20 protein-coding genes and 1 pseudogene are annotated in these 26,500 nt (G+C 44.6%); 9 read left to right on the top strand and 12 right to left on the bottom strand.

The annotated features are described in order from the left end of the window. Positions 1–142: 142 nt before the first annotated feature. A complete protein-coding gene (locus FM037_RS14080; protein WP_229381199.1) occupies positions 143–1,882 on the bottom strand; it encodes an AMP-binding protein in 1,740 nt (579 codons plus the stop codon). A gap of 545 nt (positions 1,883–2,427) precedes the next feature. On the opposite strand from FM037_RS14080, the gene FM037_RS14075 reads away from it, so the two are divergent. Then, a complete protein-coding gene (locus tag FM037_RS14075; protein ID WP_144046518.1) occupies positions 2,428–4,038 on the top strand; it encodes an ABC-F family ATPase in 1,611 nt (536 codons plus the stop codon). Positions 4,039–4,218: 180 nt separating this feature from the next. Here FM037_RS14075 and FM037_RS14070 read toward each other — a convergent pair whose 3' ends face one another. The 3 genes from FM037_RS14070 to FM037_RS14060 all read right to left on the bottom strand — a co-directional run bounded on the left by FM037_RS14070 (position 4,219) and on the right by FM037_RS14060 (position 6,749). Beyond that, on the bottom strand, positions 4,219–5,559 hold the full coding sequence (locus tag FM037_RS14070) for an SPFH domain-containing protein (protein ID WP_144046517.1): 1,341 nt from the start codon (positions 5,557–5,559) through the stop codon (positions 4,219–4,221). Next, positions 5,552–5,857, bottom strand: a complete 306-nt coding sequence (locus FM037_RS14065) for a methanolan biosynthesis protein EpsI (protein ID WP_144046516.1) — start codon at positions 5,855–5,857, stop codon at positions 5,552–5,554. Before FM037_RS14065 ends, FM037_RS14070 begins: the two co-directional genes overlap by 8 nt. Before the next feature lie 100 nt (positions 5,858–5,957). Continuing rightward, positions 5,958–6,749, bottom strand: coding sequence for a ceramidase domain-containing protein (locus FM037_RS14060; protein WP_144046515.1), 792 nt, complete (start codon positions 6,747–6,749; stop codon positions 5,958–5,960). A 163-nt stretch (positions 6,750–6,912) separates the two neighbouring features. Between FM037_RS14060 and FM037_RS14055 the strand changes: the two genes are divergently transcribed. Then, on the top strand, positions 6,913–7,665 hold the full coding sequence (locus FM037_RS14055; protein ID WP_144046514.1) for a helix-turn-helix domain-containing protein: 753 nt from the start codon (positions 6,913–6,915) through the stop codon (positions 7,663–7,665). 448 nt (positions 7,666–8,113) lie between these two features. Here the strand turns inward: FM037_RS14055 and FM037_RS14050 are convergent, their stop codons facing one another. The 3 genes from FM037_RS14050 to FM037_RS14040 form a co-directional block, all read right to left on the bottom strand. Further along, the gene (locus tag FM037_RS14050; protein WP_144046513.1) at positions 8,114–8,641 is read right to left on the bottom strand and encodes a type II secretion system protein; all 528 of its coding nucleotides are present in this window, start codon (positions 8,639–8,641) and stop codon (positions 8,114–8,116) included. Positions 8,642–9,103: 462 nt separating this feature from the next. Next, positions 9,104–9,484 (bottom strand): hypothetical protein, encoded by a 381-nt coding sequence (locus FM037_RS14045; protein ID WP_227992805.1) that lies wholly within the window; start codon positions 9,482–9,484, stop codon positions 9,104–9,106. A gap of 68 nt (positions 9,485–9,552) precedes the next feature. Next, the gene (locus tag FM037_RS14040; RefSeq protein ID WP_144046512.1) at positions 9,553–9,867 is read right to left on the bottom strand and encodes a monooxygenase; all 315 of its coding nucleotides are present in this window, start codon (positions 9,865–9,867) and stop codon (positions 9,553–9,555) included. A 150-nt stretch (positions 9,868–10,017) separates the two neighbouring features. Here FM037_RS14040 and FM037_RS14035 point away from each other — a divergent pair, with 150 nt between their 5' ends. Continuing rightward, on the top strand, positions 10,018–10,908 hold the full coding sequence (locus FM037_RS14035) for a LysR family transcriptional regulator (protein WP_144046511.1): 891 nt from the start codon (positions 10,018–10,020) through the stop codon (positions 10,906–10,908). A 336-nt stretch (positions 10,909–11,244) separates the two neighbouring features. Then, positions 11,245–12,735, top strand: coding sequence for an amidohydrolase family protein (locus tag FM037_RS14030; protein ID WP_144046510.1), 1,491 nt, complete (start codon positions 11,245–11,247; stop codon positions 12,733–12,735). Positions 12,736–12,980: 245 nt separating this feature from the next. Here the strand turns inward: FM037_RS14030 and FM037_RS14025 are convergent, their stop codons facing one another. After that, complete coding sequence (locus FM037_RS14025) at positions 12,981–13,874, bottom strand: LysR family transcriptional regulator (RefSeq protein ID WP_144046509.1); 894 nt, start codon at positions 13,872–13,874, stop codon at positions 12,981–12,983. A gap of 135 nt (positions 13,875–14,009) precedes the next feature. Here FM037_RS14025 and FM037_RS14020 point away from each other — a divergent pair, with 135 nt between their 5' ends. From FM037_RS14020 to FM037_RS14010, 3 genes and pseudogenes are all read left to right on the top strand, one after another. After that, positions 14,010–15,266 carry an adenylosuccinate synthetase gene (locus FM037_RS14020; RefSeq protein WP_144046508.1) on the top strand — a complete coding sequence of 419 codons (1,257 nt, stop codon included), beginning with the start codon at positions 14,010–14,012 and terminating at the stop codon, positions 15,264–15,266. 496 nt (positions 15,267–15,762) lie between these two features. Next, positions 15,763–16,883, top strand: a pseudogene (locus FM037_RS14015) (PQQ-dependent sugar dehydrogenase). Between the two features lie 285 nt (positions 16,884–17,168). Next, entirely contained in the window at positions 17,169–17,348 is a 180-nt protein-coding gene (locus tag FM037_RS14010; RefSeq protein ID WP_144046507.1) for a hypothetical protein, read from the top strand. A 402-nt stretch (positions 17,349–17,750) separates the two neighbouring features. Here FM037_RS14010 and FM037_RS14005 read toward each other — a convergent pair whose 3' ends face one another. Next, positions 17,751–18,389 carry a CatB-related O-acetyltransferase gene (locus FM037_RS14005; RefSeq protein WP_144046506.1) on the bottom strand — a complete coding sequence of 213 codons (639 nt, stop codon included), beginning with the start codon at positions 18,387–18,389 and terminating at the stop codon, positions 17,751–17,753. A 135-nt stretch (positions 18,390–18,524) separates the two neighbouring features. On the opposite strand from FM037_RS14005, the gene FM037_RS14000 reads away from it, so the two are divergent. Next, positions 18,525–19,457 (top strand): LysR family transcriptional regulator, encoded by a 933-nt coding sequence (locus FM037_RS14000; protein WP_221937513.1) that lies wholly within the window; start codon positions 18,525–18,527, stop codon positions 19,455–19,457. Positions 19,458–19,737: 280 nt separating this feature from the next. On the opposite strand, the gene FM037_RS29485 is transcribed toward FM037_RS14000, so the two are convergent. Both FM037_RS29485 and FM037_RS29480 read right to left on the bottom strand, forming a co-directional pair. Further along, the gene (locus FM037_RS29485) at positions 19,738–21,000 is read right to left on the bottom strand and encodes a UvrD-helicase domain-containing protein (RefSeq protein ID WP_229381196.1); all 1,263 of its coding nucleotides are present in this window, start codon (positions 20,998–21,000) and stop codon (positions 19,738–19,740) included. Next, positions 20,997–22,694, bottom strand: coding sequence for a UvrD-helicase domain-containing protein (locus tag FM037_RS29480; RefSeq protein WP_229381195.1), 1,698 nt, complete (start codon positions 22,692–22,694; stop codon positions 20,997–20,999). The genes FM037_RS29485 and FM037_RS29480 overlap by 4 nt, the downstream gene beginning before the upstream one ends. 909 nt (positions 22,695–23,603) lie before the next feature. Between FM037_RS29480 and FM037_RS13990 the strand changes: the two genes are divergently transcribed. Continuing rightward, a complete protein-coding gene (locus FM037_RS13990) occupies positions 23,604–25,220 on the top strand; it encodes an NAD(P)/FAD-dependent oxidoreductase (RefSeq protein ID WP_144046505.1) in 1,617 nt (538 codons plus the stop codon). A gap of 269 nt (positions 25,221–25,489) precedes the next feature. Here FM037_RS13990 and FM037_RS13985 read toward each other — a convergent pair whose 3' ends face one another. Next, entirely contained in the window at positions 25,490–26,338 is an 849-nt protein-coding gene (locus tag FM037_RS13985; protein ID WP_144046504.1) for a mechanosensitive ion channel family protein, read from the bottom strand. Between the last annotated feature and the right edge of the window lie 162 nt (positions 26,339–26,500).

Below are 26,500 nucleotides of genomic sequence, written 5' to 3'. Positions count from 1 at the left end.
AAGGAAATGGTCTTCCCGGACTCGTTCCGGGATCCATTCTCAGCTTTTTATCTTAATGGATTCCGGCCAACAAGAGTGCCGGAAAGACGCTAGGTGAGCGTCGTCTCGGCTTTACCAACACTGTATCATCTTCGCCTTTCAACTATTGATTCAAATCTTTATGCAGCTCTTCATACATGAGGTCGCGCATCTTAAATTTTTGGATCTTGCCGGTTACTGTCATTGGATACTCAGTGACAAACTTGATGTAGCGCGGCACCTTAAAATAAGCGATTTTCTCGGTGAGGAAGTGGCGGATCTCATCTTCTATTTCAAGGCAGCCTGGGCGTAACTTGATCCAGGCGCACACCTCTTCGCCGTATTTATCACTTTGTACGCCAAATACCGCCGCATCTAACACATCGGCATGGGTATAGAGCTTCTCTTCAATCTCTCTGGGATAGATGTTCTCGCCGCCGCGAATGATCATGTCTTTGATACGACCAACAATCTTGACGTAACCTTCATCGTCCATCTCACCGATATCACCCGAGTGCAGCCAGCCTTGGCCATCGATAGTCGCCTGAGTCTTCTCTGCATCATTCCAGTAGCTTTGCATTACGCAGTAGCCTTTTGAGCACACTTCACCCGGCTGGTTAATTGCTACTGTGTTACCAGACTCATCGATGATTTTAACTTGGGTGTGAGCCATAGCGCGGCCAACGGTAGTTACACGCTTAATAAGCGCGGCATCGATTTCGGTAATATGATTGATAGGGCTGGTTTCTGTCTGACCATAACCAATCAGCACCTGCTTCATATACATCAAATCTTGCACCCGGCGCATCACCTCTTCGGGGCATGTCGCCCCGGCCATTATGCCCGTCCGCAGTGAACTTAAATCGAACTGGTTAAAGCTATCGAGTTCCAACATGGCAATGAACATGGTAGGTACACCGTGAAGTCCAGTGCACCGCTCACTCTCAACTGCGGTTAACGTCGCCAATGGCTCGAATGATTCACCAGGAAATACAGCTGCAGCCCCTTTGGCTATACACACTAAATTACCGAGCACCATACCGAAGCAGTGATAAAGCGGCACAGGAATGCACAATTTATCTTCACTTGTGAGCTTCATGGCCTCGGCGACTAACAAGCCATTATTAAGGATATTGTGATGACTCAGTGTCGCCCCTTTAGGACTACCTGTAGTGCCAGACGTGAACTGAATATTGATGGCATCATTCGAGTTTTGACTAGCCGCAAGCGAATCTAGCCTTGCATGATCCTTATCGATTAAGGGGCGTTTTATCTGATTAAAATTAAACATGCCCGCCGATAAATCATCACCCATACGGATGACAGATTTAAGCTCAGGCAGTGCAGCTGAAGTTAACTTTCCCGGTTCACAGCTCAATAACTCAGGCGCTAACTGGTAAAGCATCTCCAGATAGTGACTGGTTTTAAATTTCTCGGCGCAGATAATGGCGCTGCAACCCACATTAGTGAGGGCATATTGCAGCTCCTCGGGTCGATAAGCGGGATTGATACACACCATGACGGCGCCAATCTTAGCCGTAGCAAACTGAGTCAGACACCACTCAATATTATTGGGAGACCAGATCCCGACTCTATCTCCAGGCTTAATGCCGAGTTCAAGCAGGCCAATGGCCAACTCATCGATATGCTGTTGATACTGCTTATAGGTCCAACGTATCTTTTGATGCCGCACCACCACAGCAAGTTTATCCGGATATCGATTAGCGATATCATCAAAATAGGTTCCTATGGTTTGCGACGCCAAAGGAGTTTCTATCGGACCTGAAAACTCACTCATGGATAAAGGAAATGACAAGCTCGGTGATGTGGGAACGTTCGGCATTGAATCGATAACATCTAACATTAAGCCTCCTTGCACAGTTTATGATTTTTAATCGTTCGCTAATAAACAACTTACTTTAATTAAATAAAATCTTAAACTTAAATTTATTCCGTTAATGTTGGAAAAGTAAAATAGCTAAGAGGACGACTGCCCAGGGAAAGTTAAGACGAAAGTTAAGACGATACCGCTAGGGATGTATGTCTTCCCGGACCCGTTCCGGGATCCATTCTCAGCTTTTTATCTTGATTCTAAAAAATTGATTCCGGCCAACAAGAGTGCCGGAAAGACGAGTTAGATGTAAATGTCGTCCCTCGTTCTATGTACTTCTAGCCACCTAGTGTCTTCTCAGCCACACCAACGAAGTACCATCTCAGCGCTTAAAACCCAATATCTTCTCAGCTTTTCAACCAAGTGACGGCTTAAAGCACATCTTCACTAGCCCAATCCACTCAAACTCTGTATAATCCGCGACCTAATTTACTCATATTATTGCACGTTGTTATTTTGGCCTGAGTTTTAAAAAGCGAGTCAATTCAAAACCTGCCTGTACACCTAGGAACATTTCTTTGATATCCACCGCGAACATCACCATGCAGTTTGGCGCTGAGCCTTTGTTTGAAAACATTTCAGCGAAATTTGGACACGGCAACCGTTATGGCCTTATTGGCGCTAATGGTTGTGGTAAATCCACATTCATGAAAATCCTCAGTGGCGCTTTAGCACCAAGCTCTGGCAACGTGTCTATCACTCCGGGTCTTAAAGTAGGTACCTTGAGCCAAGATCAGTTTGCGTTTGAGCAATACAGTGTTGTAGATACCGTGATCATGGGTGATGCAAAGCTTTGGGAAGTGAAGCAAGAACGTGACCGCATCTACTCTTTGCCAGAAATGAGCGAAGCAGACGGCATGAAGGTCGCCGAACTCGAGAGTGAGTTTGCCGAGATGGACGGTTATAGCGCCGAGTCTCGCGCCGGTGAGATCTTGCTCGAAGCGGGCATCGAAGAAGATTTTCACTTTGGTTTAATGCAGCAAGTTGCTCCAGGTTGGAAATTACGAGTACTTCTGGCACAGGCATTGTTTTCAAACCCAGATATCTTGCTACTCGATGAGCCAACCAACAACTTGGATATTCATACCATTTCTTGGTTAGCAGGCGAGCTTAATAAACGTAAGTGCACCATGATCATCATATCGCACGACAGACACTTCCTTAACTCTGTCTGCACCCATATGGCTGATATCGATTACGGTGAGCTACGTATCTACCCAGGTAACTACGAGTACTTCCTCGAAGCATCTGGCCTTATCCAAGAGCAGCTATTAGCCGGTAACGCAAAGAAGAGCGCCGAGATGGTAGAGCTACAGGACTTCGTTAACCGCTTCGGTGCCAACGCATCTAAAGCCAAACAAGCCAGCTCACGTGCTAAGAAACTTGATAAGATCAGCTTGGACGAAGTCAAATCTTCGAGCCGTATGACACCATCATTGCGTTTCGATGAGAGCAAGAAGATGCACCGTCAGGCGTTGGTTATCGAAGATCTCGGACATGGCTTCGACGATGAAACTTTATTTGAAGGCGGCGAGCTGATCCTCGAAGCTGGCGCAAAATTGGCCGTTATCGGTGAGAACGGTGTGGGTAAGACCACCCTACTTCGCTGCTTAGTCAACGAGCTGTCAAACAATCATGGCGTGATCAAGTGGTCAGAAAATGCCGCTATCGGTTATTGCCCACAAGACAGCACGGCTGATTTCGAGAATGAACTGTCACTATTTGATTGGATGTCACAGTGGCGCACGCCTAAGCACAACGACCTTTCGGTCCGTGGCATGTTAGGTCGTCTATTGTTTACCGAAGACGATGCCAACAAGAAAGCCAAGAATTGCTCAGGTGGAGAGAAAAACCGTCTATTATTCGGCAAGCTAATGATGCAAGACATCAACGTGCTAATCATGGATGAGCCAACCAACCACATGGACATGGAAGCCATCGAAGCATTAAACAATGCGCTTAAACTATTCGAAGGTACACTTATCTTCGTCAGCCATGACCGTGAGTTCGTGTCATCACTGGCCACACACATCATAGACGTGAAAGATAAGAAGCTAGTTAACTTCCACGGCACCTTCGATGAGTACCTGGCCAGCACAGCTGAAGCCGCGGCCAGAAATGCCGCTTAACGCGACTAACTAGTCGCTCATAATAGCTTCAATAAAAAACGCCGCCAGACTCGAGTCTGGCGGCGTTTTTGTTTTTGCGTATGTTCAACTTATTTTAGTATCGTAAACTAGCGCTATGCGACTTATGCAGTAACAATAGAAACGAGTTAATCAACTCGCTCAGTGATTACCTGAAAATTCTTATTGCTTACTGTCTAAACGTTTCTTAAGATTAAGTGCCGCATCGGCGGCTAACAAGCGCATAAACTCAGAGCCATTATTCAGATCACCTTGTCCGCCTCCGATCACGATTTCAGGCACTAGACGACTGTTACCTAAGCTGTTAAACAGAGCCGTTTGGATTTTTACTTCCGCTTTTAGCGTTTCATCGAAAACATATTTAGGATCCAGCGCCGCAGACTTAGCCCTTTGACGTGCTTCGGCTAATACATCCATACCCTGGGCTTCTAAGCGTTGCTGTTTCAAGATTTCGGCTTGCTCCTTAGCAAGTTCAGCTTTAACGGCCACACGTTGCTGCGCAGAAATAATTGCATTGGCTTTAACCCTTTCGGCATCAATCTGCTCCTTAATTTTCAGCTTTTCAGATTCGGCTCTCTGCTTAGCGATGGCTTGCTCACCTAAAGCAACTTCGGTGCGCGCTTGCTGTTCAGCCTTCTTCAGGTTTTGTCTTGCAAGTGCTTCATCGGCAGCGGCCTGCTTTTGTGCTTCAAGTCTGGAGTTCACTTTGCTCTCGTAATCGATATCGATAATACTCGCATCGACGACCGTGATCCCATAGGCACCTAAGATAGGTGCGTTACGCATTGGCTTGCCTTCTCGATCTTCTTTTATCTTGATGGTGACACGCTGCTGTTTACTTAAATTATTAAACTCGCCTGTTTTAGCCCGGCTGCCTGAACCAAAAATTTGCTCGGTGACAAAAATACCATTGACCAGTTGATCAGCAAAATCTTGGCTCAGTTGCCCATTACCACCCGAATAGTGTTGCTCTACTGACATCATTCTGGCTGATGCCTTCACATTCTCAGTCGTGGCACGCATCAATAGGTTTGAGATTAAGGTTTCCTGCGAACCAAATTCTTCGTGGATTTTAAGTAAACCGCGTAATGCTCCTGATTCACTGGCCGAAACATTACCCGGTAATCTAAAGCGCGCGACGCCTCTGGCATCACCTGTTGTCGTATCGAGGAAGCGAATCGGGATTAATGGTACCAATGCACTCGCCGTAGCAGCACTATCACCGGTAAAATTAATCGAGATCACTTTGTTATAGGCAGATACTGTGCCGAAAGCCTTGAAATAAGGCCCGGCTTGATTGATAACCGTGAGATTACCGGTAAATGCCGATTGGTGAACCAGACGTTCGTCCGCTTCATTCCAGGCGACCATCTGCGAAATTAATGTCGCAATGACCACCAGTACGGTGACAAATGCGGCAATTAAAATGATGTTACGACGCCCAATGCGGGCTACTAGAGAATTTGGTGTGACTTGCTGAGCTGATTGAACATTACTATCCATGTTTATTGGTCTCCATATTTAACTTCTTTTTGACAAAGTAGACGATCTCTTGTTCACTTAATTGAGCACAAAAACTACCAGACTTATGCAACTCGATAAAAGTCGCCAATATGTCTTCTTTACTTTGTATGGTTTTATCTTGGTTTTCTTGGTTTTGATTCTTTTCGATAAGCTGGGTGATTAACTCATCCACTATCGTATCTTCATCAAATAACACATTATATTCTTTAGATTTGCTGATCCGCCCTCTATGTATATTGCGATAAATCACATAAAGCGCCGCGCACAAGATGATAATGTGGAGCTATTACCGGCTTTGCCTTTCCAGCGCTAGCGTCCTCTCAACTTTCCCTCACCTCTTGGCTCCACCTGCTCACATTGTGAGCATCGTCTCCGCTTTAACAGCGTAGTGCTAACTGACGCTTTTTCAACATAACCAGAATCGAGTAACAAGCTGCAGCTGCCAGTAAATGCTTGAGAGTATGCCCACTGACGAGCTCCAGCGAACTCAAGTAGATAGCCCCGTCAAAATATTCGGTGAGTTTAGCCAACAGATAACAGCCCAGGGCAATCAGCAGATAGCGCTGATGTGACTTCTGCTGTAAAGAGTCACTGTTAAACAGCAACATCACGGTTGGCAGGGTCAAGATGGGGAGCAGTTGTATCCAATAATAGAGGCGCAGATCATCGACAAGGTACCAATAAAACACACTAACTAGACCGAGTAATATCGATGGTATAAAGACTAAACTACCTATCTTCTTGCCCAAATACTCCTTCATTAATGCGGAAAATAGCCCCATAAAGCCCAATGTCATAGGCAGTCTATCCCATAACAGAGACTGATTAGTCGGCTCAAAATGGTAATACGCTGAGCCCAGGCTCACCAATCCCACACCGATAAAGAATATCCGCCACTCTTTGTGGCTTGCTCTATTCTCAATACCATTGCACAAGCTAAACCCGAGTAAGCCTATGACCAAAAAAGGTACATTTGATATAAGATCGAGAAAGTTGGGGATCAGTAACAAACTGCGCCCATCGGCAAACTCATGGTAAGCCCTATCTTGCGCTATAACATCTAAACTAAACATCCACAAAAGAGAGCCCAGTATGATGCACAAAAGCAGGGACAAACGCCAATACAAGCGTAACTGCTGCGTTAATAATATGATCTGGCTTCTCTTCATCACATCCTCGACTACTCATTACTAAAGATAGTTATAAATGCCACAATGGACGGCATCAATTAACGGCCTTATCTGGATTCATCTTGCTCACCAGTGGCGAAATACACAACGACTTGCTATAAAGTATTAAATTAGACAACGGCCAGTATTGAAAGGTAATACCATGCGTCAGACTCGCTTGTTACTCGAGACCTTAAAGCGTGAATTGAAGAAACAACAGAAGACCTATAAACAGGTGGCCGAGGTACTGGAGTTATCAGAGGCAAGCGTGAAGCGACTGTTCGCCGAAGAGTCATTTAGCCTAGAGCGCCTCGATAGTATATGTGCACTGCTGCATCTCGAATTCGGCGATCTGGTTCGGCTAATGGAAGAGAATGTTAACTTAACCAGCGAGTTATCACATGAACAAGAAACAGAGCTGGTTAGCGATATTAAGTTACTCTTAATGGCGCATTTTCTTATCAACGGCCTGCGCTTCTCGGATATCACAGATAACTACGACATATCCGAAACCCAAGGGATCCAGCTACTGGCTAAGCTAGATAGAATGAAGATCATCGAATTACAGCCAGGAAATAGGGTGAAAATGATGATTGCGAACAATTTTCGCTGGATAGATAAGGGACCGATTCAATCATTCTACAAGTACGCTATACAACCGGAATTTCTCGACTCCTCATTTAACCTGCCGGGAGAGTTTCAGCTGTTCGTATCTGGCATGCTGACTCGAGACTCAAATGCCGAACTCATCAAGAAAATACAACGCCTCGCAATCGAGCTGGCCGAGATGAATACCAAAGATCAGTCGGCTCAGTTAGAGCAAAAGTTTGGTACCAGCCTGATGCTGGCACTGCGTCCATGGGAGCCTGAAGTTTTTCAGCAATTAAGAAGACCTCAAGCCAGGAAGCAATTTTAACCACCCAGAACTTAAGCTCAAGCAGGCTTATACAAACTCGGCTTAACTGCGAATAATCGAACCTACAACCTCATAGGTCTCGTGATACACGACCCCAAGTATCGACTCAGGCAGACACTCAAACTAGGTATACGCTTACCGCCGCTGAGAGCGTAATAAAATGGACAGTTATCAAATTCAAAGCAACTTAGAAAGGCAAAAATCACAGATGAAACGCTGTCAGCAGAAGCTGGAACAGTACCTTCTGTTCTCAATCACACAGATGCGAGAGCAAAGGCTAAAATTAAGCCAAAGTTAAACCAATTACTAGTGAAACAAAGAGCAAAGTAAATTGACTACAGATGCTGTTAACGTGTGGGTATCTAGACTCTTTGTAAACATCAGTAATAGTTGCTTATTGATGTCCTCAGATTGTTAGGGTGAGTCCTTCCCGGTGAAGACTTACGGTTCAACAGCCTTGAATCACGACTTCATAAACAGGTGCCGCTTTAGGATCGTCCTGATTGCAGGTAGTGGGATTTGTCGTACCGTAGGCTTGCTGGTACATGAAATAACATTGGCTGGACTTTATATTACTCTGGTCAAACCCAAAATAGACTTTATCGACTCCCTCAAATTCAAAGCCTAGGCTATCATCGCTGTAATTTAATCTCTTAGCAACATCGGTATTATCCAGATAACCGCATTTCAAACGAGTTTCGAATATGCCATCACCGTCAACATCTACATCGGTAAGGTCACCACGACCCGATACGGGCTGAGCCCGGTAACTGGACAGCTTAGACAAGATATACATCTGCTTATTTGCCTCCGTAACTGAGGCGCTGAATTGTTGCAACACAGCATCTTTAGCATCGGCGCTCAAGCTAATGAATTTACTGGCTGCGATGACAGCCAGAAGCCCCAATATAACAATCACGACAACAAGTTCTATAAGCGTAAATCCGCCCGACCTTGAGTACTTCTCCGAGTCCATCTAATTAACCAATACATTTAAAACATTTTCAGGAAGCTAGATTTTGCCCATAATAGGGGCAGAGTTCAAGTTATATGCCTGAAAAGCTAGAATATGTTTATACTCTCTACTTATTTATGCGATCAAAAAGGCTACCACGATTAGTTCCTTATCATGGGTTAACCACCATACAAGATTAGCCTGACAGGTTTTACCCAAGCTTTATCACTTTCCCCGAGAACTTGTTCCTGAGTGCCCGGCGAGCACAAGTATGAGACTATAAAAAGTGTGGTCTCTTTGTGAACAGCAAGAATGATGAGTGTCTGTCTTCTTTTCGGTTCTTTCAGTCATCCCTGACTTGTTCCGGGATCCAGCTTGTGCTCTTAATTCAAAGAATGGATTCCGGCCAACAAGCATGTCGGAAAGACCAGGTAGAGGTTATCGCCATACTCTACAGCACACGTAGTCTGGGTCGACCCAGCCCTAAACTTTTTGCTTCTTTAACTGCACAAAACACATCACAGACAGTAAGCTAAAGAAAGCGGGATCGCTCCAGCCTAATCCTACAAATATTCCTGTTAGCCCTGCATAGGTAGTAATAATTACGCCCAGAAGATTTGAGATCAATAAGGCTAGAAATAACTTCTTTGCAATCGCGCCTACTTCTATATCACGCAGTAACAAGCTGACGGCAGCAATACCGCCTAGAAATATCGAAGTATGCTGTGAAAGAAAATAAGCGTATTGGTCATTAATCTCGACCCCATACATGGGCCACATCAGCGCAGGTACAAAAAATAGAGCCAATGCAAAGACCGTGTATATGCCACCATGGACCGTTAAAAAAGTTTTGTTGTTCATCATATTATCCTACTCATCATTACTTACTGATTTACAAATATTTTAAAGCTCTTCTAAATGACAGGCCAGACTTACTGACTCGCCATAAAAGGAGCCTGATTAATCTGTGATAATCGAGTATTCACATCAAAAATTATGCCTCTGATGTTTGATATCTCCATCTTTTCCAATCGAGCGCTGTGCATCTTCAAGTACGCTTGAGCACTCGACTCGTCTTCAAACAGATAGATACCGCCACCAAGTTGTGAGATTTGATTTTCCGTCCAAATTTTCCAAATCATGCCAGGCTCATGATTAATTGACTCAGCCAACTCAAGCATCTGGCTCGCCATCTCATCGCCGAATGGGCCACTAAAATCAAAATCGACTTGTAGTAATTTTTTCATCTAAACTTTCCACCTAAAAACTAAATTAATTGCAAATTGGGGCTGAGAATCAAACTATTCACCAGCCTCTCAAGCTTAGGTGTCATAATACCTGTATGAATTGAACAGAAAAGTTCATAATATTGCGCATTAATGTGGAAAAAACTGACAATGAGACTCAAGACGACTCTAGATCAATGGCTAACCTTGTATGAGATCAATCGTGCCGGCAGCATCCAGGCTGCAGCGACACAATTAAACAAGAGTCACACCACGCTCATCTACGCGGTTAAAAAGCTGGAGCAGCAGTTAGGCGTTACCTTAGTCGAAGTGAAGGCCCGCAGAGCCGTGCTCACTGATGATGGCAAGTCTCTGCTTCGCAGAGCAGACTCTATGTTAGAGCAGGCCCGTGAGCTTGAAGAGATGAGTACACAACTGGGCAAAGGCATAGAGTCTGAAATAACCATCGCCATAGATCATCTTTGTGACCGTAGTTGGTTGTATCAACCAATAGCAGCGTTTTTAAAAGACAATAGCAACACCTCGATTCAAGTCGTCGAAACTTCGTTATCAAAAACATCAGACATGGTCACAAGCCAGGAAGCCGATATTTCTATCATCACCTTGCCTATTACAAACTACCCTTCGGAAGCGTTCGGCATAGTCACCATGCTTCCGGTCGTAGCCAAGAGCCATCCATTAGCTGATAAGCAGGCTTTATGCTTAGCGGATTTCACGACTAATAGCCAAATTGTAGTAAGAGATCTTGGCAGTAACTCAAAACAGGATGTAGGTTGGCTTAAAGCTCAGCAGCGTATAACGTTAGATACATTCGATCACGCATGGGAAGCCGTAGAGCAAGGCGTCGGTTTTTGCCGTATGCCTGAGCATCAGTTAAAAAAACGAGATTCGAGCAAGATCACAGTATTAAAAATAGAAAATGCCGACATGTACCAAGTCCCCTTGCACCTGACCCAGCCTAAAGGTGCTAAAACTGGCCCAGCAGCAAAATGTCTATTTGAGATATTGCTAGAGAGTAGAAAACAGAGATTAGGAATATAATATTAGAGTAGCTCTGGTCTATCACGGCAGCGTCTAGCGTGATAATGCAAAGATGACAGCTATAGGTATACAAGATAAAACATGACAAGACTATATATGTCATCAGACATCCATGGGACTGTGATATTCCCGATATCACTGAGACATCCCATTTTGAAACATTCAGGATTCATAAATATTGTGAAAATGAATTATGGTTTAATACAATATCCCACTTCAAAAAACCGTTAATCATTGTTGATAATTCAATGGCTTATATAGTATGTGGATACTGTATTATTCATTAACGAAACCTTATATGCTATTCGCCTTATTATAAAAAAACCAAGGAATACAATGTATAAAAAAACTCTTTCTCTGAGTATATTTGCCGCTTTAGTGCTCACAGGCTGCCAAGCAGATACCCAAGCCCAGCAAATCACTAAAACACAATATGATGTCATTATTTACAATGCGAATGTGATTGATGTCGAGACAGGTAAAATTCGTGTTAATGCCGTCATTGCGCTTGACGACGATAAAATTGCACTCGTCGGTGATGAATCGTTACTCGACACCAATCAAGCAACAAGAATGTTTGATGCTGAAAATAAATATGTGATTCCAGGCCTTTGGGATATGCATGTGCATTTTGAAGGTGAGAACCTGATTAAAGATAACGCTGACTTATTCCCAGTCTATATTGCTTACGGTATAACGACTGTCCGTGATGCCGCCAGCGATCTTGGTGAACAAGTTTTAGATTGGCGTGACCAAATAAATGCAGGTGAAATCTTAGGACCACAAATTTACACCGCAGGTAGAAAACTTGAAGGCATCGATTCAATTTGGAAAGGTGACTTAGAAATAGGTAACACAAAAGAGTTAAACGATGCCTTAGATTATCTAGATTCAAAACATGTCGACTTTATTAAAATGACCGCAAATACACTCCAACCGGACTTGTTTGTTGAAGGCATTAAAACATCGAAAGCACGCGGCTACAAAGTGTCGGCCCATATACCTCAAAAGGCAACGGTTGAGATGATTGTTGGTGCCGGTGTAAGTAGCATTGAACATGCAAGCTATATGCTGCGGTTAGGGATCCCCAATGAAGCCGAACTGATTGCAAAAATAAATGCCGGTGAAATAAAATCATCCGCAGCACGTAAGCTTTATGTCAGTGAATTTGATCAAACGCTTGCCAATAAACGTTATCAAGCACTTGCGGCAAAAGGCGTGGCTATCACTCCGACGCTTATCGGCGGTAAACAACTTGCTTATCTTGATGAAAATGATCACGCTGATGATGATTTCAAAAAATACTTAACCGCTGAATTTATGAGCCATTATGCATGGCGCATCGAACGTATGGGTAAACGTACGCCTGAACAAATCCAAGCAAGTAAAACCCGTTACCAATTAATTGCGAGTCAAATCCCTCATCTTGAAGAGGCCGGTGTACTTGTTATGGCAGGCAGTGATTCTGCAGCATTAAATACCTTTGTTTATCCTGCAATGGCCCTACATGAAGAACTGACTTTATTCCAGGATGCCGGGGTAAAACCGTTACAGATTCTACAGGCAGCAACAGTTAATGGCGCTAAATTTATGGGTGTCAAAGATAAAATAGCGACTGTAGAAGCTAATAAAGAAGCTGATTTAGTCATTTTAAACAGCAACCCACTTGAAGACATTCATGCAACACAAGATATCTTTGCGGTCGTTAATAATGGTCAATTACTCGAACGGGAAGTTCTGGATAAACTCCTCGCGACAGCGGCCAAGCAAAAGATTGAATTAGACGTAACACGCGCTAATGATTCAGCCGTTGATGTTAGATTATAAAAAATGGATTCCGGCCAACAAGAGTGCCGGAAAGACAGTAAGTAAGCATACCGATGCCGTCATCCCGGACCCGTTCCGGGATCCAGATTTTGATGTTGATACTACAAATGGATTCCGGCCAACAAGCATGCCGGAAAGACGAGATAGATGTTCCCGTCATACTCTACAGCACACGTAGTGCGCGTTGTCTCCGCCTTCCCCACCTCTTAGCTCCACCCGCTTACACAGTGAGCATTATCTACACTTTACCTATTCTGCAATCGAATGATCTCTTCATCGACCCATCTTAATAACTGCTTGATGGCTTTCGAGAGTATCTGGTTTTGTCGCACAATATAACCAAGGCTGGTGGTGGGAAACTCGGGTAACGGCGTCACCTTGGTCTTTAGATTTCGCTTAGTATAAATTGAAAACTCGGGCACGATCGCCACACCAAAGCCCGCTTCCGCCCAGTCTATTTGTGCATCGACACTGCCTACTTCCATAATTCGATACTTAGGCAAATTCAAAGATGGCAACGCTGAATCGAGTAAGTCTCGGGTACGGGTATCGTGACCTAACAAGATCAAGGTGGCTTCACTCTCTAAGGCCAATTCAGGCTGTAGTTTCGCCTGTTGCCATTGTGCTAGATTATCTCCTAGTGCGCACCAGTGTATCTGTTGTAACTCGGTGAAATACAGTGGCTGGCTCTCTTTTTGGGCGATCACAAAGCCCAAATCTGCTTGGGCATTTTTAACCAGTTCAGATGCTTGTGAAGAGGTGGTATTTAACAGCGAAAAATCGATACCCGGGAACTCGGCTTTGAACAGCTGAAATGGCGAGATCAAGAGTAATCTGGAAATGATGTCACTGGCCGCAATGGTCAGCGTCCCTTGGCTAAGATCGTTGATCGCGTTGAGATCCGCCTGACAGACCTGCAACTCCATCAAGGTTTTCTGGCTGGTCTGCAGTAATCTAACCCCGGCTTGGGTTAAATGAAAGGGATTGCGCTCAATGAGCTTAACTCGGGTGGTTCTTTCTAACTGCTTGATATGCAGACTGACATTAGGCTGAGTCATATGCAGCGCCGCCGCGGCCTTACCAAAATGTTGGTGCTGCGCTAAGGTGGCAAACGTTCTAAGCCAATTGAGATCAAGCATACTTTTACCTGGATATTTAAGTCATTTCACTCCTTATGATATATGAGTTACTTATCAAATTGATAATAATTATTAATTTTCCATATCCTACTCATTGGATTAGCATAGTCTCTTAATCATTCAGGAGTATGAGTTATGCCGTCTATTGTTGTTGTGGGTGCCAATTGGGGCGATGAAGGTAAAGGCCGTATCGTTGATTTTCTTGCCGTTGATGCAGCTGCAAGTATTCGTTTTCAAGGTGGTAATAATGCGGGCCATACTGTCGTCAATGATTTTGGCACCTTTAAATTACACCAGCTCCCCAGTGGCATATTCAATCCAGACTGTATTGCGGTACTCGGCCCAGGCATGGTCATCAGCCCTGCGGCATTAAGCGAAGAGATTGCAGAAGTGAAAGCGGCTGGCGTGAGTGTCAAGTTACACATCTCAGATCGCGCCACCTTATGTCTGCCTCTACACGCACTCGAAGATACTCTGGAAGAGGAGCGTTTAGGCGATGCAGCTTATGGCTCAACTCGTCAAGGTATAGCACCCGCCTATGGCGACCGTGTCATGAAGAAAGGTATTCTTGTCGGCTGGTTAATGCAACCTGAAGTACTGCTTGAGCGTATTCAATTTATGCTCGATTGGAAAATGCCACAATTAAAAGCCCTATACCCAAGCTGTGACTTCAGCCAAAGCGCTGAAGAGATGACCGCATGGTTATTAGAAGTAACGGCGCCTTGGCGTGAATTTATCTGCAACGTGACTGAGCCGCTAAAAGTCATGCAAAGCAACAAGGCTAACTTGCTGTTTGAAGCGCAACTCGGTGCAGGCCGCGACTTGGTTTATGGCGAATACCCATGGACAACCTCTTCAAACGTAACGGCGGCCTATGCAGGCATTGGCAGTGGTTTACCGGCGCTACGCCCGGAGCGAATCATAGCCGTGGCTAAATCATTTAGCTCATCAGTGGGTACAGGTACATTAGTGACCGCAATGGAAGAGCAAGATAACTTCCGTGAAGCATCCAATGAATACGGCGCAGTGACTGGTCGTCCTCGTGATATGGGTTATTTCGATGCCGTCGCAACCCGTAATGGTGTAGAGCTACAAGCCGCCACCGAAATCGCACTGACTAAGATTGACTGCCTAACAGGCATGAAAGATCTGAAAATCTGTGTATCCTACGCCGGTGAACACACACAAAACCCAATCTGGCCCCAAACCGCAGCCCTCACGCCTATTTACGAAGATATGCAAGGTTGGAGTGAAGACATCACAGGTTGCCGCACATTCGCAAGCCTACCCCAAGCCGCACAAGCCTATGTGCTTCGCATCGAAGCCTTGATGGGTGTACCAATAAAAATGGTATCAGTCGGCCCAGAGCGTGAGCAGATGATCCTTAGATAATTACTGGTAATTATCTTCTGACGGATAAATGTAGACGTCACCTTTCCCTTTCTTTGACTGTCATCCCGGACTTGTTCCGGGATCCAGCTATTATCTTTAAATTCTAAAGAAGTAGATTCCGGCCAACAAGAGTGCCGGGCCGGAAAGACGAGGCACGTGACATCTCAATTCTACCAATGCAATGTCGTCTCCGTTTTCCCGCACCTCTTAGCTCCCCTAGCTCACATCGTGAGTATCGCTTTAGCCCTAACTGCGTCGAACTGACTTTTTAACAAAAGTGCTATTGCTAAAGCCGAAGAGCCTTTATCGATCCGAACTTATCTTTTACCGCCCAACAATCATCACTCTGGTATAACTACTGTCTCAGCGGTCCAACCACCCAAACGAAAGAACTTACTAGCAAAGGGTTTTGGCCCTAGTCGATTTGTTTTTCGCTCAAACCTGCGTTATAGATAGCAATAAGCAAGCTCTCTAAACCCCGGCGCGAGGCTAGACGATGAAACATTTATCCTTAATTTTAACCTTTATTGCTGCGCTAATTGGCGTCGAGTGCCAAGCGAGTTCCAGCCCAGATTATGTGTTGGAGCAGGTCGCAGAAGGTCTAGGCATCCCATGGGGCATGGTCTTAATAGGGCCGAATATACTCTTGGTCACCGAGCGCGGTGGTCAATTAATACAGTTGGACCTTACTACCGGTCAGCGCCACAATATTAAGGGCGTGCCACAGGTTTACGCCAAGGGACAAGGCGGCTTGTTCGATATCCAGCTTGGCCCCACTAGCTCTAATATTGACTCTAATACTGACAGCAAGCAGCAATGGCTATATTTTACCTATGCAAAACCTGTCGCCGATCAGGGCCGAACCACGCTGGCGCGTGCTCAGCTCCAGGGTCAGAGCTTAATTCAATGGCAAGATCTGCTCGTGACCCAATCGGCAACGACCACCAACCGCCACTTTGGCTCACGCATGGCCTTCGATGACAAGGGCCATGTGTTTTTCTCGGTAGGTGACCGTGGACATCGTCCCAACGGCCAGGATTTGACCACCCACGCCGGCAGCATCTTGCGGCTAAACCTCGATGGTACAGTTCCTCAAGATAATCCCTTTGTAACTGATGATAATGCTTTGGACGCAATCTACAGTTACGGCCATCGTAATCCGCAAGGACTGGCTTTTGATACTAAAAACCAGCGCTTGTGGGCGATAGAACACGGACCCAGGGGGGCGATGAAATTAACCTGATTAAGGCTGGAGGAAATTACGGCTGGCCTGTGGTGTCATTTGGCAAGGAATATTGGGGGCCATTTAGTGTCGGTGAAGCCACATTCAAGGCCGGGATGGAACCGCCAATAAAAGTCTATACCCCATCGATCGCACCCTCGAGTTTACTGCTTTACTCCGGACGCGCCTTCAGCGCCTGGCGTGGTGATTTACTCAGTGGTGCATTGAAACTGACTCACTTAAATCGTGTGGTGCTCGATGGCGATCGCGCCAGCTCAGAGCAGCGACTGCTGACTGAACTTAAACAACGTATACGTCAGATTATCGAAGATGATCAGGGCTACTTACTCATCGCCACTGACAGTGGATCTATTTATCGCCTCAAACCGCGATAAAGAAAATCAGCAACTTTTGGTTTTAAAAACATGGATTCCGGCCAACAAGCATGCCGGAAAGACGAGGTTGAGGTGCCCGCTTTCCTCTACCGATTCAATGTCCTCTTAGCTTCTACAGCCTACTATCATTTTTTAAACTCAATTAAGGGATGAATAAGATAAGCCTGCGATAATAATATCAAGTCGTTAGGCGTTGTTTCGTTCTTTGGCTTGGCCGATTAAGCTTTCAGTCCTAGAGAACTGGCAACAAATAGCAAAAAATAAAAGCACCAAATCAGGAAACACATGAATCAAATTACCCTTATCGCATTAGTCACCTTAGCCATATTAATCATGGCAACTTTCATCATCATTCCAGTGACTAAGCTAATGTTCAACGTTGCAGTCACTGTCGTCCCCTTCATCATCGTCGCATTTGGGGCTTACTTCATCTACCGACGTGTCCTAAAAAGGATTAGACGATAATTAAAGCCTTTGCATAGAGTATTGTCACAGTAATCTTTACTCTAATCATGAAAAGTAAAATGAATTGATTGAAAAGCTGGGTTCCGGCCAACAAGCATGCCGGAAAAGACGAAGATGGTGTAGATGCCAGACACCTCTATTTTTGCTCGGAGCTATCAAGGACACTCGTCTACATATATATTACTGACCGCCATAGGTCAGTAATATTCCCGATATCATTCAGACATTCCCCATATCCCCATATCCCTATGGGCCACTGCGGAAATGCCGGTTATGCATGGAACTATTACCGGCTTTGCAGTTCCAGCGTTAGCTTACCAATGTGATTTTCTCTGCTTCTACAGCGCAGCGTCATCTCAGTTCTACCCAACTTCTTCGCTTTCCCGGCTCATGAAATGAGCATCATTTTAGCCTTATAAAACCCTCAATATTTCCGCTACACAGAATAGGCATAGCAGCTTGTAGTTTATCCATGGGCCAATCCCACCACTTCATCTCGAGTAACTGGGCAATAGCCTGCTCACTGAAGCGCTTCTTTATCACTCTATTGTTGGCAACAACAAGACTATAGGGCGCGACATCCTTTGTGATCACCGCGCGGGCACCTATCACTGCGCCGTCACCGATATGTACGCCTGGCATTATCATGGCTTCGCTGCCTATCCATACATCGTTACCTATGACTGTATTTCCTGCACGCTCAAAGCCACTCTTAACCCCATCACCAAATGTGTCTGTTGCAAATGGAAAGGTAGAGATCCAATCTAGTCGATGGCCTTGATTCCCCGCCAACATAAAGCACGCACCTGAAGCGATTGAGCAGAACTTGCCAATGATGAGTTTATCGACTTCACCATATACTCCAGCTTCCCAAATATCCTTAGTAGAACCATCACCAAGCAGGTAACGTACAGCAAGATCTTCGAAAGATTTACCGTGATAAAATCCTGAATAGTAACTGTGCTCACCCACCTCAATATTTGGGTTAACGATCTGCTCTTTAAGTGCTCGATACTCTAACCAGCTTGCAAATTCATTCATGACCATTTCCGCTTTTCAGTTTCCTATTTCATATGAAACGGCTTACTGAGGAGCACACAGTCTCAAATGCATCCGCAGTAAACGTTTTTATTGTAAAGAGTCTAACGAATTACTATTATTACCAGAAGTGAGTAAATGGATAATCAGAATTACCATATGGAAATAAACTGGCTAAGTTACCTCCCCCTCTACATTCATCTATGTGAAGAACGCAGCATTGCTGCGACTGCTAAACGCTTAGATTGCTCGACAGCTCATGTGAGTCGCCAGTTGGTTAAACTAGAGACACGAGTAAATAAGCAATTGATCCACAGGACTACACGCCAGTTTGTTGTTACCGCAGACGGGCAAGAGTTCTACAGAAACGCCAAAGCCCTAATGGATCACGCCGAAGAGATTGAAAGCAAAATATGTGATAGCGAATCGACTAGAGGTAAAATTAAGATCTCGGCCTCAGCCTCATTCGGGGCTAGCAGACTCTCGGCCATTGTTGCGGAGTTTAGTAAACAGCATCCACAGATAGAGCTGGAAATTTTATTTACTGAGCAGCCAATAGACTTGATAGAAGCAGGTGTCGATCTAGCGGTATACTTAACCGACACACCAGCTGAAGGCTATGTAGGACATAAGCTAAAACCTATAGTCTGTGCCCCGTACGCTCACGAAAATTACATCAAGGCTCATGGCAATATTCACCATCCGAGAGAATTAACCACCTACAATCACATCATCTATAAGAGTGAAATACTGAATCTTGATAACTGGCAGTTTGTGCATGCAAAAACCAATGAAATCTATGATGCCAAACTCACAGGTAACTTTAAAACGAATATGCTGCCATCTATGGTCGAAGCCATGTTAGCCGAATCAGGTATAGCCATGCTCGCAGACTTTGCTCTTGATAAGCTGACAGAGAATGAGAGAAGCTCGATAATAAGATTACTACCTGAGTGGGCAACCACAGGTATGCTCCCTCTGTATATCCTCTACCCAAAGAGAAAGCACCTCCCCAAGCGAACAAGCTTACTCATCGAGCACTTAAAAGACCGCTTGTCGAAAGAGCAATAAAGCGCAGTCTAATCATTCCGGGATTAGGTTCTGAACTTGGTTTAAAAGCTGGATTCCGGCCAACGAGAGTGCCGGAATGACGAAGTAAGTGAAGTTCTGTCTTTGCACTACTAATTACGTAGTGAGTATCGTCTTAGCCCCTCCAGCGCAGCGTAATCTGACCGCCAGGGGTCAGTGATATTCCCGATATCATTAGACATTCCCCATATCCCTATGGGTCAAGGCTGAAATGCCGGTTATGCAAGGAGCAATTACCAGCCAGCTTTCCCACCTTAGCTCTTCAAGCTTGCAAACTTTCCGTATATTGACAGCTGTTCGCATCTTTCATGCGATGCAGGCTACAAGCTAAAAATTCTTTACCACTTTTACTGTTGGTGCGCTTGATAAGCTTGCCTGAAATGCACTCAGGGCAAACTTGTAGCTGATGGTCACATTGTACCGATGCACAAATATGGTGGGTTTCATTACGTATCATGGGGGCGCTTTTACAGGATGTACACGCGTCTAGCTTAGTGTCACAATAATGTTTGCATAATGAGCAAGTGTAATAAAGACCGTAGCGCCCTTCTATGGGAATAAGTTTTCCTTCCTTACATTCGGGGCAAGATAAAGACTCGATATACACAGGCGCAAGATCGCTGAGATAACAGCGAACATCGGCTTCAAATTTAAGCAGTTCTTTGACAAAAACAGACTCTTTACCAAGCTCCGCTTGAACAAATACCGTCTTCTTAGCACGCGACAAGGCGACATAAAACAAGCGTCGCTCTTCGGTATAAGCATAAGTATCTAGTTTTGGCAGCAGAGCTTCTAAAATAGGATCGCTAGCTATCTTGCTTGGAAAACCGTACTTGTCATCATTCACATCAAGCACAATAACAAAGTCGGCCTGCTTACCTTTTGAACCATGGGCCGAAAAACCAGAGATCTGCAGCGGTGAATAACGCTTCTGCCAGACACTTAAATCCTTCAAGGAAGATTTGAAACGACTGATCACCATCACACTTGTAGAGTCTGCATTAGAACCAATAGCTTCAACAATGCTATTGAAAGCTTGCGCTAACCCTGTCTCTTTTGAGTTAATCAATAAACAGACTTCCGGGTTGTCACTGACGGTGTGGGTGGTCAGGGTTTTCTTAAGCTGTGCCGGGTTAGCCTGAATAAAGCTTGATGCGACCTTCTCAATCCTATCGTTAAATCTAAAGGTCTTGTCTAAGGTGACAACTCGAGTCTCGCCAAACACCCGCTTAAATTCGGTGGTTAACGTAAGGTCGCTGCCGGTAAAGCGATAAATCGCCTGCCAATCATCGCCCACACAAAATAGCGCACAACTTGGGCTTGAATCCCGTAACTGAGTCACCAACTTAGCGCGCTCTGCCGAAATGTCCTGGAACTCATCGACCATGATGTATTTAAAACGAAACCTACCGTCCGTCTTCTGATGAAAGTCACTGGCTTGCGTCATCTCAATGCCTTGACTGATCATATCTGAAAAATCTAAGGTCTTAAGCGAGCTAAGGTGCGCCTCATACTTGGTTATCACCCATCTAAACAGGTGCAGAAAGGCCTTCCACCTGACTTGATTATATAGAGTACTTTTTTTATCCCCTTATCATTATTATCACTAGCTGGCGTGACCTTAATCAGCTCAAGATCGGCTAAAGACAAGCTCGAGGCTTTAAAAAGTGACAGAAAACTCGACATTAGCCGACTGACATTGCGGTAAACGCCCAAGGCCTTTACCTGAGCAAACACCGCTTCAGGCGATATAGGTTTAAACAACTGGTTTTGTGCAAGGCCTATCAGCTCACAGCGCTCACATAACAGGGCCTCTAAATGCTGCTCTAGCTCGCCCAAGTCGGCTTGCCAACTAAAAGTCTGCAATAAACAGGTGTTATGGCGTTTATGGGTCTCAATTTTCCATTCGCGGCTAAGGTTATAAGCTATTTTATCGATATCAGGCCGGGTATTGCCTTGCTTATCTATGCCAAAATGCTCCAGATAAGCATCGAGTGCCGGAATATAAAAGTCAGGTTGATATACACTCTTTCCCGGCTCACTCACTGAAGTTCCATTTTCAGGCTGATACTTAGGTTCATACTGAAATTGTATGCCGTGAGTAAATAGGTAATTACAGATAGTGAGCTCTTGAAAGCTCTTCACCAAGTCACCAGAAAGCGCCCTTATCTCATTATTTTTAAGGTATGATCGATATTGGCCCTGGGTTTGAAAGTCCAGCTCATTGACTTGGGGATACAGATAACGACCAAAATAATCGGCAACAGGATCGGCCATTTTAGGATCGGCGACAATGGCATCGATCTGCTGATCGACAAATTGAGTAAACTTTTTCGTATCACTGGCAAGCACCGAAACTTGAGTAGAGTCGTCTAAGTAAGATTGAATAATCTCTTTACCTAAACCATGAAAAGTACTCACTTTTACCGAGTTTAGGCCAGAAATAGCGTAAACCCGCTCCTTGAGTTCGACCATGGCATCTTTGCCATAAGCCAACATCAAAATTTCATTGGGCTTAGCTAAACCTTGTTTAACCAGATACGCAGCTTTAGCCGCCATGGTGCTAGTTTTACCTGTACCCGCACCGGCAATAACTAAGGTGTTGTTTTCATCGATAACACAGGCTTGGCGCTGCAGTGGTGTTAACGGATGATTTTCTAAAGAATCAAACAGAGTCTGATAAGACTCTAACTGCTTACCCTGCCACCATTGATTGTATTTAGCCGTAAACTGCTGCGGTTGCTTAATAAACTTAGCCAGTCGGCAATTGAGCTTGGTGACATCGAAACCTAATTTTTTGAAATGCGTGGTTTGTTTAAACGAAGCCAAGCTCCCACGGTAACCTTGGTGCAAACGAGTTCTATCTGAATGGCGTAAATAACGTTGATGCAGGCCAAAGTCTTTATCGAAGCTGGCAATATCGACCAGTAAGTCATCATATGCTGCCAGTAAAGCAGGCTTACAAAACACAAGTCTGTTGTGCTTAGCGAATCTAAATAGAGATTTACTCGGGATAAGCCTGAAAAAGGTAAACTTATTGCTACCCCACACCAAAGTCTGAGTAAACCAGCCCGCCCTCACCTCAACTGGTTGTTCAATGCTGGGGTAAGTGAATAATTTACCGTCAATGGTTAAGCCTTGCTCACACAAGCTCGCCGTTCTACCAAAAAACAGCCCCTGCAGAAAACCAAATTTAACCTCATGTCGCCTAAGCTCCATCTACAACCTCAGAAATGCAAAATTCCCGAGCATATTAGCAACTAAACGCATGTGGCAATAGTACAGACAGTAGAGACCTCTCTAGAAAGAGCCCTTGAAAGAGCTCTAGTAACAGTATTAGACAAAGTGCTGGTAACAAATAGCAGAAATAAAGCCAGCAAAGCAATGAAATCGAAGGGAGATTAAATAATCACCCTACTTCCCTTGCAGGCTTCTGACTGCCACTCTCTCATAGTCATCAGCCACTCTTCGCCGTTTAGTCATGCCGGACTTGTTCCGGGATCCAGCTTTTGATCTTGATTCTAAAACATGGATTCCGGTCAACAAGCATGCAGGAAAGACGAAGTAGGTAAGCATGCTGGAATTATCTATTATTCTGTCATCCCGGACTCGTTCCAGGATCCAGTTTTGTCTTTAGGTTCTAAACAATGGATTCCGGCCAACAAACATGCCGGAAAGACGAAGTAGGTGTAGACGTCATCGACTCCTCTTTTTACGCTCTGAGCAATTGTCGACTTAGCTCTACATATATGTCTCTGACCTACATGGGTCTGTGATACTCCCGATATCATTCAGACATTCCCCATATCCATATGGGTCAAGACGGAAATGTCGATTAAGTCTGGAGTAATCGACAACCTAGCTTCTTTTTATGCCGTCTTCCCGGACTCGTTCCGGGATCCATTCTCAGCTTCAGGTCTCGATTCAAAAGCAAGGATTCCGGCCAACAAGAGTGCCGGAATGACAGTAGGTAAGAATTTAGGAATGACGAGAATCCCTTGCCCTTCATAAGCTTTAGAGAGTGCATCTGACTGATAGTCGCTGCCTTTTTAATTTCATTTTTAGCCTAGATCACGTAAACTGCGCGCCATAGATTATGAACCATATCCCCTGTTAGGTAACCACCCGATGATACGTCTAAACGAAGTCAAATTACCGTTAGATCATGACGATGATGCATTGCGCAATTTTGTGCTTAATAAACTGTCTATCACGACAGAGCAGCTTGTCGACATCCATATCTTTAAACGGGGTTATGATGCTCGTAAGCGTAATAAAATCACCTTGATTTACACGCTAGATTTGACGTTTGATAATCTTGATGAAGACCAAGTGTTAACGCGCTTTGAAGATGATCAACTCGTGAGAAAGTCACCAGACACCAGTTATAAGTATGTCGCTCAAGCGCCTGCGGATTTAGAAGAACGTCCCGTTGTTATTGGTATGGGTCCATGTGGTCTTTTTGCTGGCTTAATTCTGGCTCAAATGGGTTTCAAACCTATCATTTTAGAGCGTGGTAAATCTGTACATGAACGCGCAAAAGATACCTTCCGTTTCTGGCGTACGGGTGAATTAAATACTGAATCAAATGTGCAGTTTGGTGAAGGCGGTGCCGGGACATTTTCTGACGGTAAATTATACAGCCAAGTGAAAGATCCTAATTTCCTCGGCTTAAAAGTAAAACAAGAATTCGTAGCCGCTGGTGCACCTGCTGAAATTATCTATGTCAGCAAGCCTCATATCGGTACGTTCAAGCTGGTCACTATGGTTGAACGTATGCGCAGCAAGATCATCGAGCTTGGCGGTGACATTCGTTTTGAAACCCGGGTTGAAGAGATCAATATCGTCGACAACCAAGTGACAGGGGTGACGCTCAAGGGCGGCGAAGTCATCAATTCGAAGCATGTGACCTTAGCGATTGGACACAGTGCACGTGACACAGTACAAATGTTGCATGATAAAGGCGTCTACCTTGAAGCCCAGTCTTTCTCAGTGGGTTTTCGCATTGAGCACAAACAACAACTGATTGACCAAGCGCGCTTTGGTAGCAATGCGGGTCATCCGATTTTAGGTGCTGCCGATTACAAATTGGTGCACCACTGTAAAAGTGGGCGTTCGGTTTATAGCTTCTGTATGTGCCCAGGCGGCGTTGTCGTAGCGGCCACATCAGAAACCGAAGCCGTGGTCACTAATGGTATGAGCCAATATTCACGTAGCGAGCGTAATGCCAACAGCGCCATTGTGGTGGGTATTTCACCAAGTGATTTCGATAACGATCCACTGCAAGGTATCGCCCTACAGCGCAAGCTAGAACGTAATGCTTATATCTTAGGCGGCAGCACTTACCAAGCCCCAGCGCAACGAGTGGGTGATTTCTTGAAAGGGGTTGAAGCCAAACCATACGGTGACGTTGAACCATCATATAAGCCAGAAGTGACCATGACAGACCTCAGCACTAGCCTGCCTGATTTTGCCATTGAAGCGATCCGCGAAGCATTGCCCGCGTTCAATAAAAAGATCCCTGGTTTTGCCCAAGATGATGCCATGCTCACCGGCGTAGAAACACGTACTTCGTCACCGGTTCAAATTAAACGTAATGCGGATTATCAGAGCATCAATACCAAAGGATTATACCCAGCCGGCGAAGGCGCAGGTTATGCGGGAGGTATTTTATCTGCTGGTATCGACGGGATTAAAATTGCAGAAGCCGTGGCACTGGATATGCTCAAAGCAAGTAGCAGCTGAAATAAGCAGTCGAAGTAAACAGCTCTACTTAGCTGCTGTCCCAATTGAAACAGTTATTCCAGTTAAGCAGTCTTCTGACCATCTTGCCTTCTTGCCTTCTTGGCCCCTGCTTCTGTCATACCAGACTCCATCTCGTCATGCCGGACTTGTTCCGGTATCCAGCTTTTGTCTGTAAGTTCAAAGAATGGATTCCGGCCAACAAGAGTGCCGGAAAGACGAGCTAGATATAGATGTAATCCAGTGACTTTTTGCTGTATCAGACCTATAAATTATTCTGAAGCTTTTTTAGAAAATGTTTCATGGTACACAAGCATAAAGTCTTCTCTGATCAACTGCTCTAAATGGGCTGCGCGTTCTGTTGGGCAAAAAATCGTAATATGCACCATCTGCTCACCAGCAGGTCCGCTATGAATTTGAATGTGCGGCTCGGGTCCTGGCAAATCGACACCAGCATGTCTCTCAATAATACTATTATATCGAATCGCCACATCGTGAAAATCTTCACAATGCGCTTCAATTTGTTCAATCAGCTCAGGAAATAGCGGGTACAGATTCACGAAATCAACAATCGTTATATTAAAACTATGATAAACATAGCGCTTCATAAAATTGTGGTTTTTAACCGCGTAACTGAAAAACATACTATTTGGAAAAGTGACCGTTTTACCCGTGTAATTATATTGGCCGTGAAGTATGTCGATCTCTTGAATGACCGTCGCCATCAAGTTGTGCTCAATCACCTCACCACACAACTTACCCACTTCAATCCAATCACCAATCACAAACGAACGCGAACTGGCTCGCTGAATTGAACCTGTAAAACACAAGATGATCTCTTTCGATGCCACCACAAAGGCAATGGCAATCGCCGTAACTGACAGCGCAAATTTATTAATTTCGGTTTGCCACAGCAGAAACAAGACCATAATAATGAGGATGAAAGTGCCATTTTTAGTACGCGACATCCACTTACGTTGACCTTCGGTGACAAAGGGCAAGTCACCACGAATTTTAGATACCACCAACCGCTTAAGAAACGAAATACACACAATGATGATGACGGTAAACAAAAGCTTATAGGTTGAAAAAAATTCGATGACAATATTAAGTTTATCCACAAAACCTTCTTAAGAATTGATAAGTAACTGTTTAGTCGTTGGTAGATGCAGACTGACCATTGATAACCAATTGGTAAATAGTGAGTAACGGGTTATATAGCCAGAAATCGCACTTTAACATAAACCATTAAAAGTGATATCCCAATCTATATGTTAAGCAAT

The sequence above is a fragment of the Shewanella psychropiezotolerans genome, from assembly GCF_007197555.1.
Taxonomy (GTDB): Bacteria; Pseudomonadota; Gammaproteobacteria; order Enterobacterales; family Shewanellaceae; genus Shewanella; species Shewanella psychropiezotolerans.
Note: the sequence above shows the minus strand (reverse complement) of the source record. Positions and strands in the feature narration are given on the sequence as shown.

Excerpts from the sequence above, each read along its gene's own strand:
- FM037_RS14025 (WP_144046509.1), bottom strand. The coding sequence starts at position 13,874 with ATGCTTGATCTCAATTGGCTTAGAACGTTTGCCACCTTAGCGCAGCAC.
- FM037_RS14010 (WP_144046507.1), top strand. The coding sequence starts at position 17,169 with ATGAATCAAATTACCCTTATCGCATTAGTCACCTTAGCCATATTAATC.
- FM037_RS14045 (WP_227992805.1), bottom strand. The coding sequence starts at position 9,484 with ATGATGAACAACAAAACTTTTTTAACGGTCCATGGTGGCATATACACG.
- FM037_RS14030 (WP_144046510.1), top strand. The coding sequence starts at position 11,245 with ATGTATAAAAAAACTCTTTCTCTGAGTATATTTGCCGCTTTAGTGCTC.
- FM037_RS14050 (WP_144046513.1), bottom strand. The coding sequence starts at position 8,641 with ATGGACTCGGAGAAGTACTCAAGGTCGGGCGGATTTACGCTTATAGAA.
- FM037_RS14070 (WP_144046517.1), bottom strand. The coding sequence starts at position 5,559 with ATGGATAGTAATGTTCAATCAGCTCAGCAAGTCACACCAAATTCTCTA.
- FM037_RS14020 (WP_144046508.1), top strand. The coding sequence starts at position 14,010 with ATGCCGTCTATTGTTGTTGTGGGTGCCAATTGGGGCGATGAAGGTAAA.
- FM037_RS14055 (WP_144046514.1), top strand. The coding sequence starts at position 6,913 with ATGCGTCAGACTCGCTTGTTACTCGAGACCTTAAAGCGTGAATTGAAG.
- FM037_RS14080 (WP_229381199.1), bottom strand. The coding sequence starts at position 1,882 with ATGTTAGATGTTATCGATTCAATGCCGAACGTTCCCACATCACCGAGC.
- FM037_RS29480 (WP_229381195.1), bottom strand. The coding sequence starts at position 22,694 with ATGGAGCTTAGGCGACATGAGGTTAAATTTGGTTTTCTGCAGGGGCTG.
- FM037_RS14040 (WP_144046512.1), bottom strand. The coding sequence starts at position 9,867 with ATGAAAAAATTACTACAAGTCGATTTTGATTTTAGTGGCCCATTCGGC.
- FM037_RS14035 (WP_144046511.1), top strand. The coding sequence starts at position 10,018 with ATGAGACTCAAGACGACTCTAGATCAATGGCTAACCTTGTATGAGATC.
- FM037_RS14005 (WP_144046506.1), bottom strand. The coding sequence starts at position 18,389 with ATGAATGAATTTGCAAGCTGGTTAGAGTATCGAGCACTTAAAGAGCAG.
- FM037_RS14060 (WP_144046515.1), bottom strand. The coding sequence starts at position 6,749 with ATGAAGAGAAGCCAGATCATATTATTAACGCAGCAGTTACGCTTGTAT.
- FM037_RS14000 (WP_221937513.1), top strand. The coding sequence starts at position 18,525 with ATGGATAATCAGAATTACCATATGGAAATAAACTGGCTAAGTTACCTC.
- FM037_RS13990 (WP_144046505.1), top strand. The coding sequence starts at position 23,604 with ATGATACGTCTAAACGAAGTCAAATTACCGTTAGATCATGACGATGAT.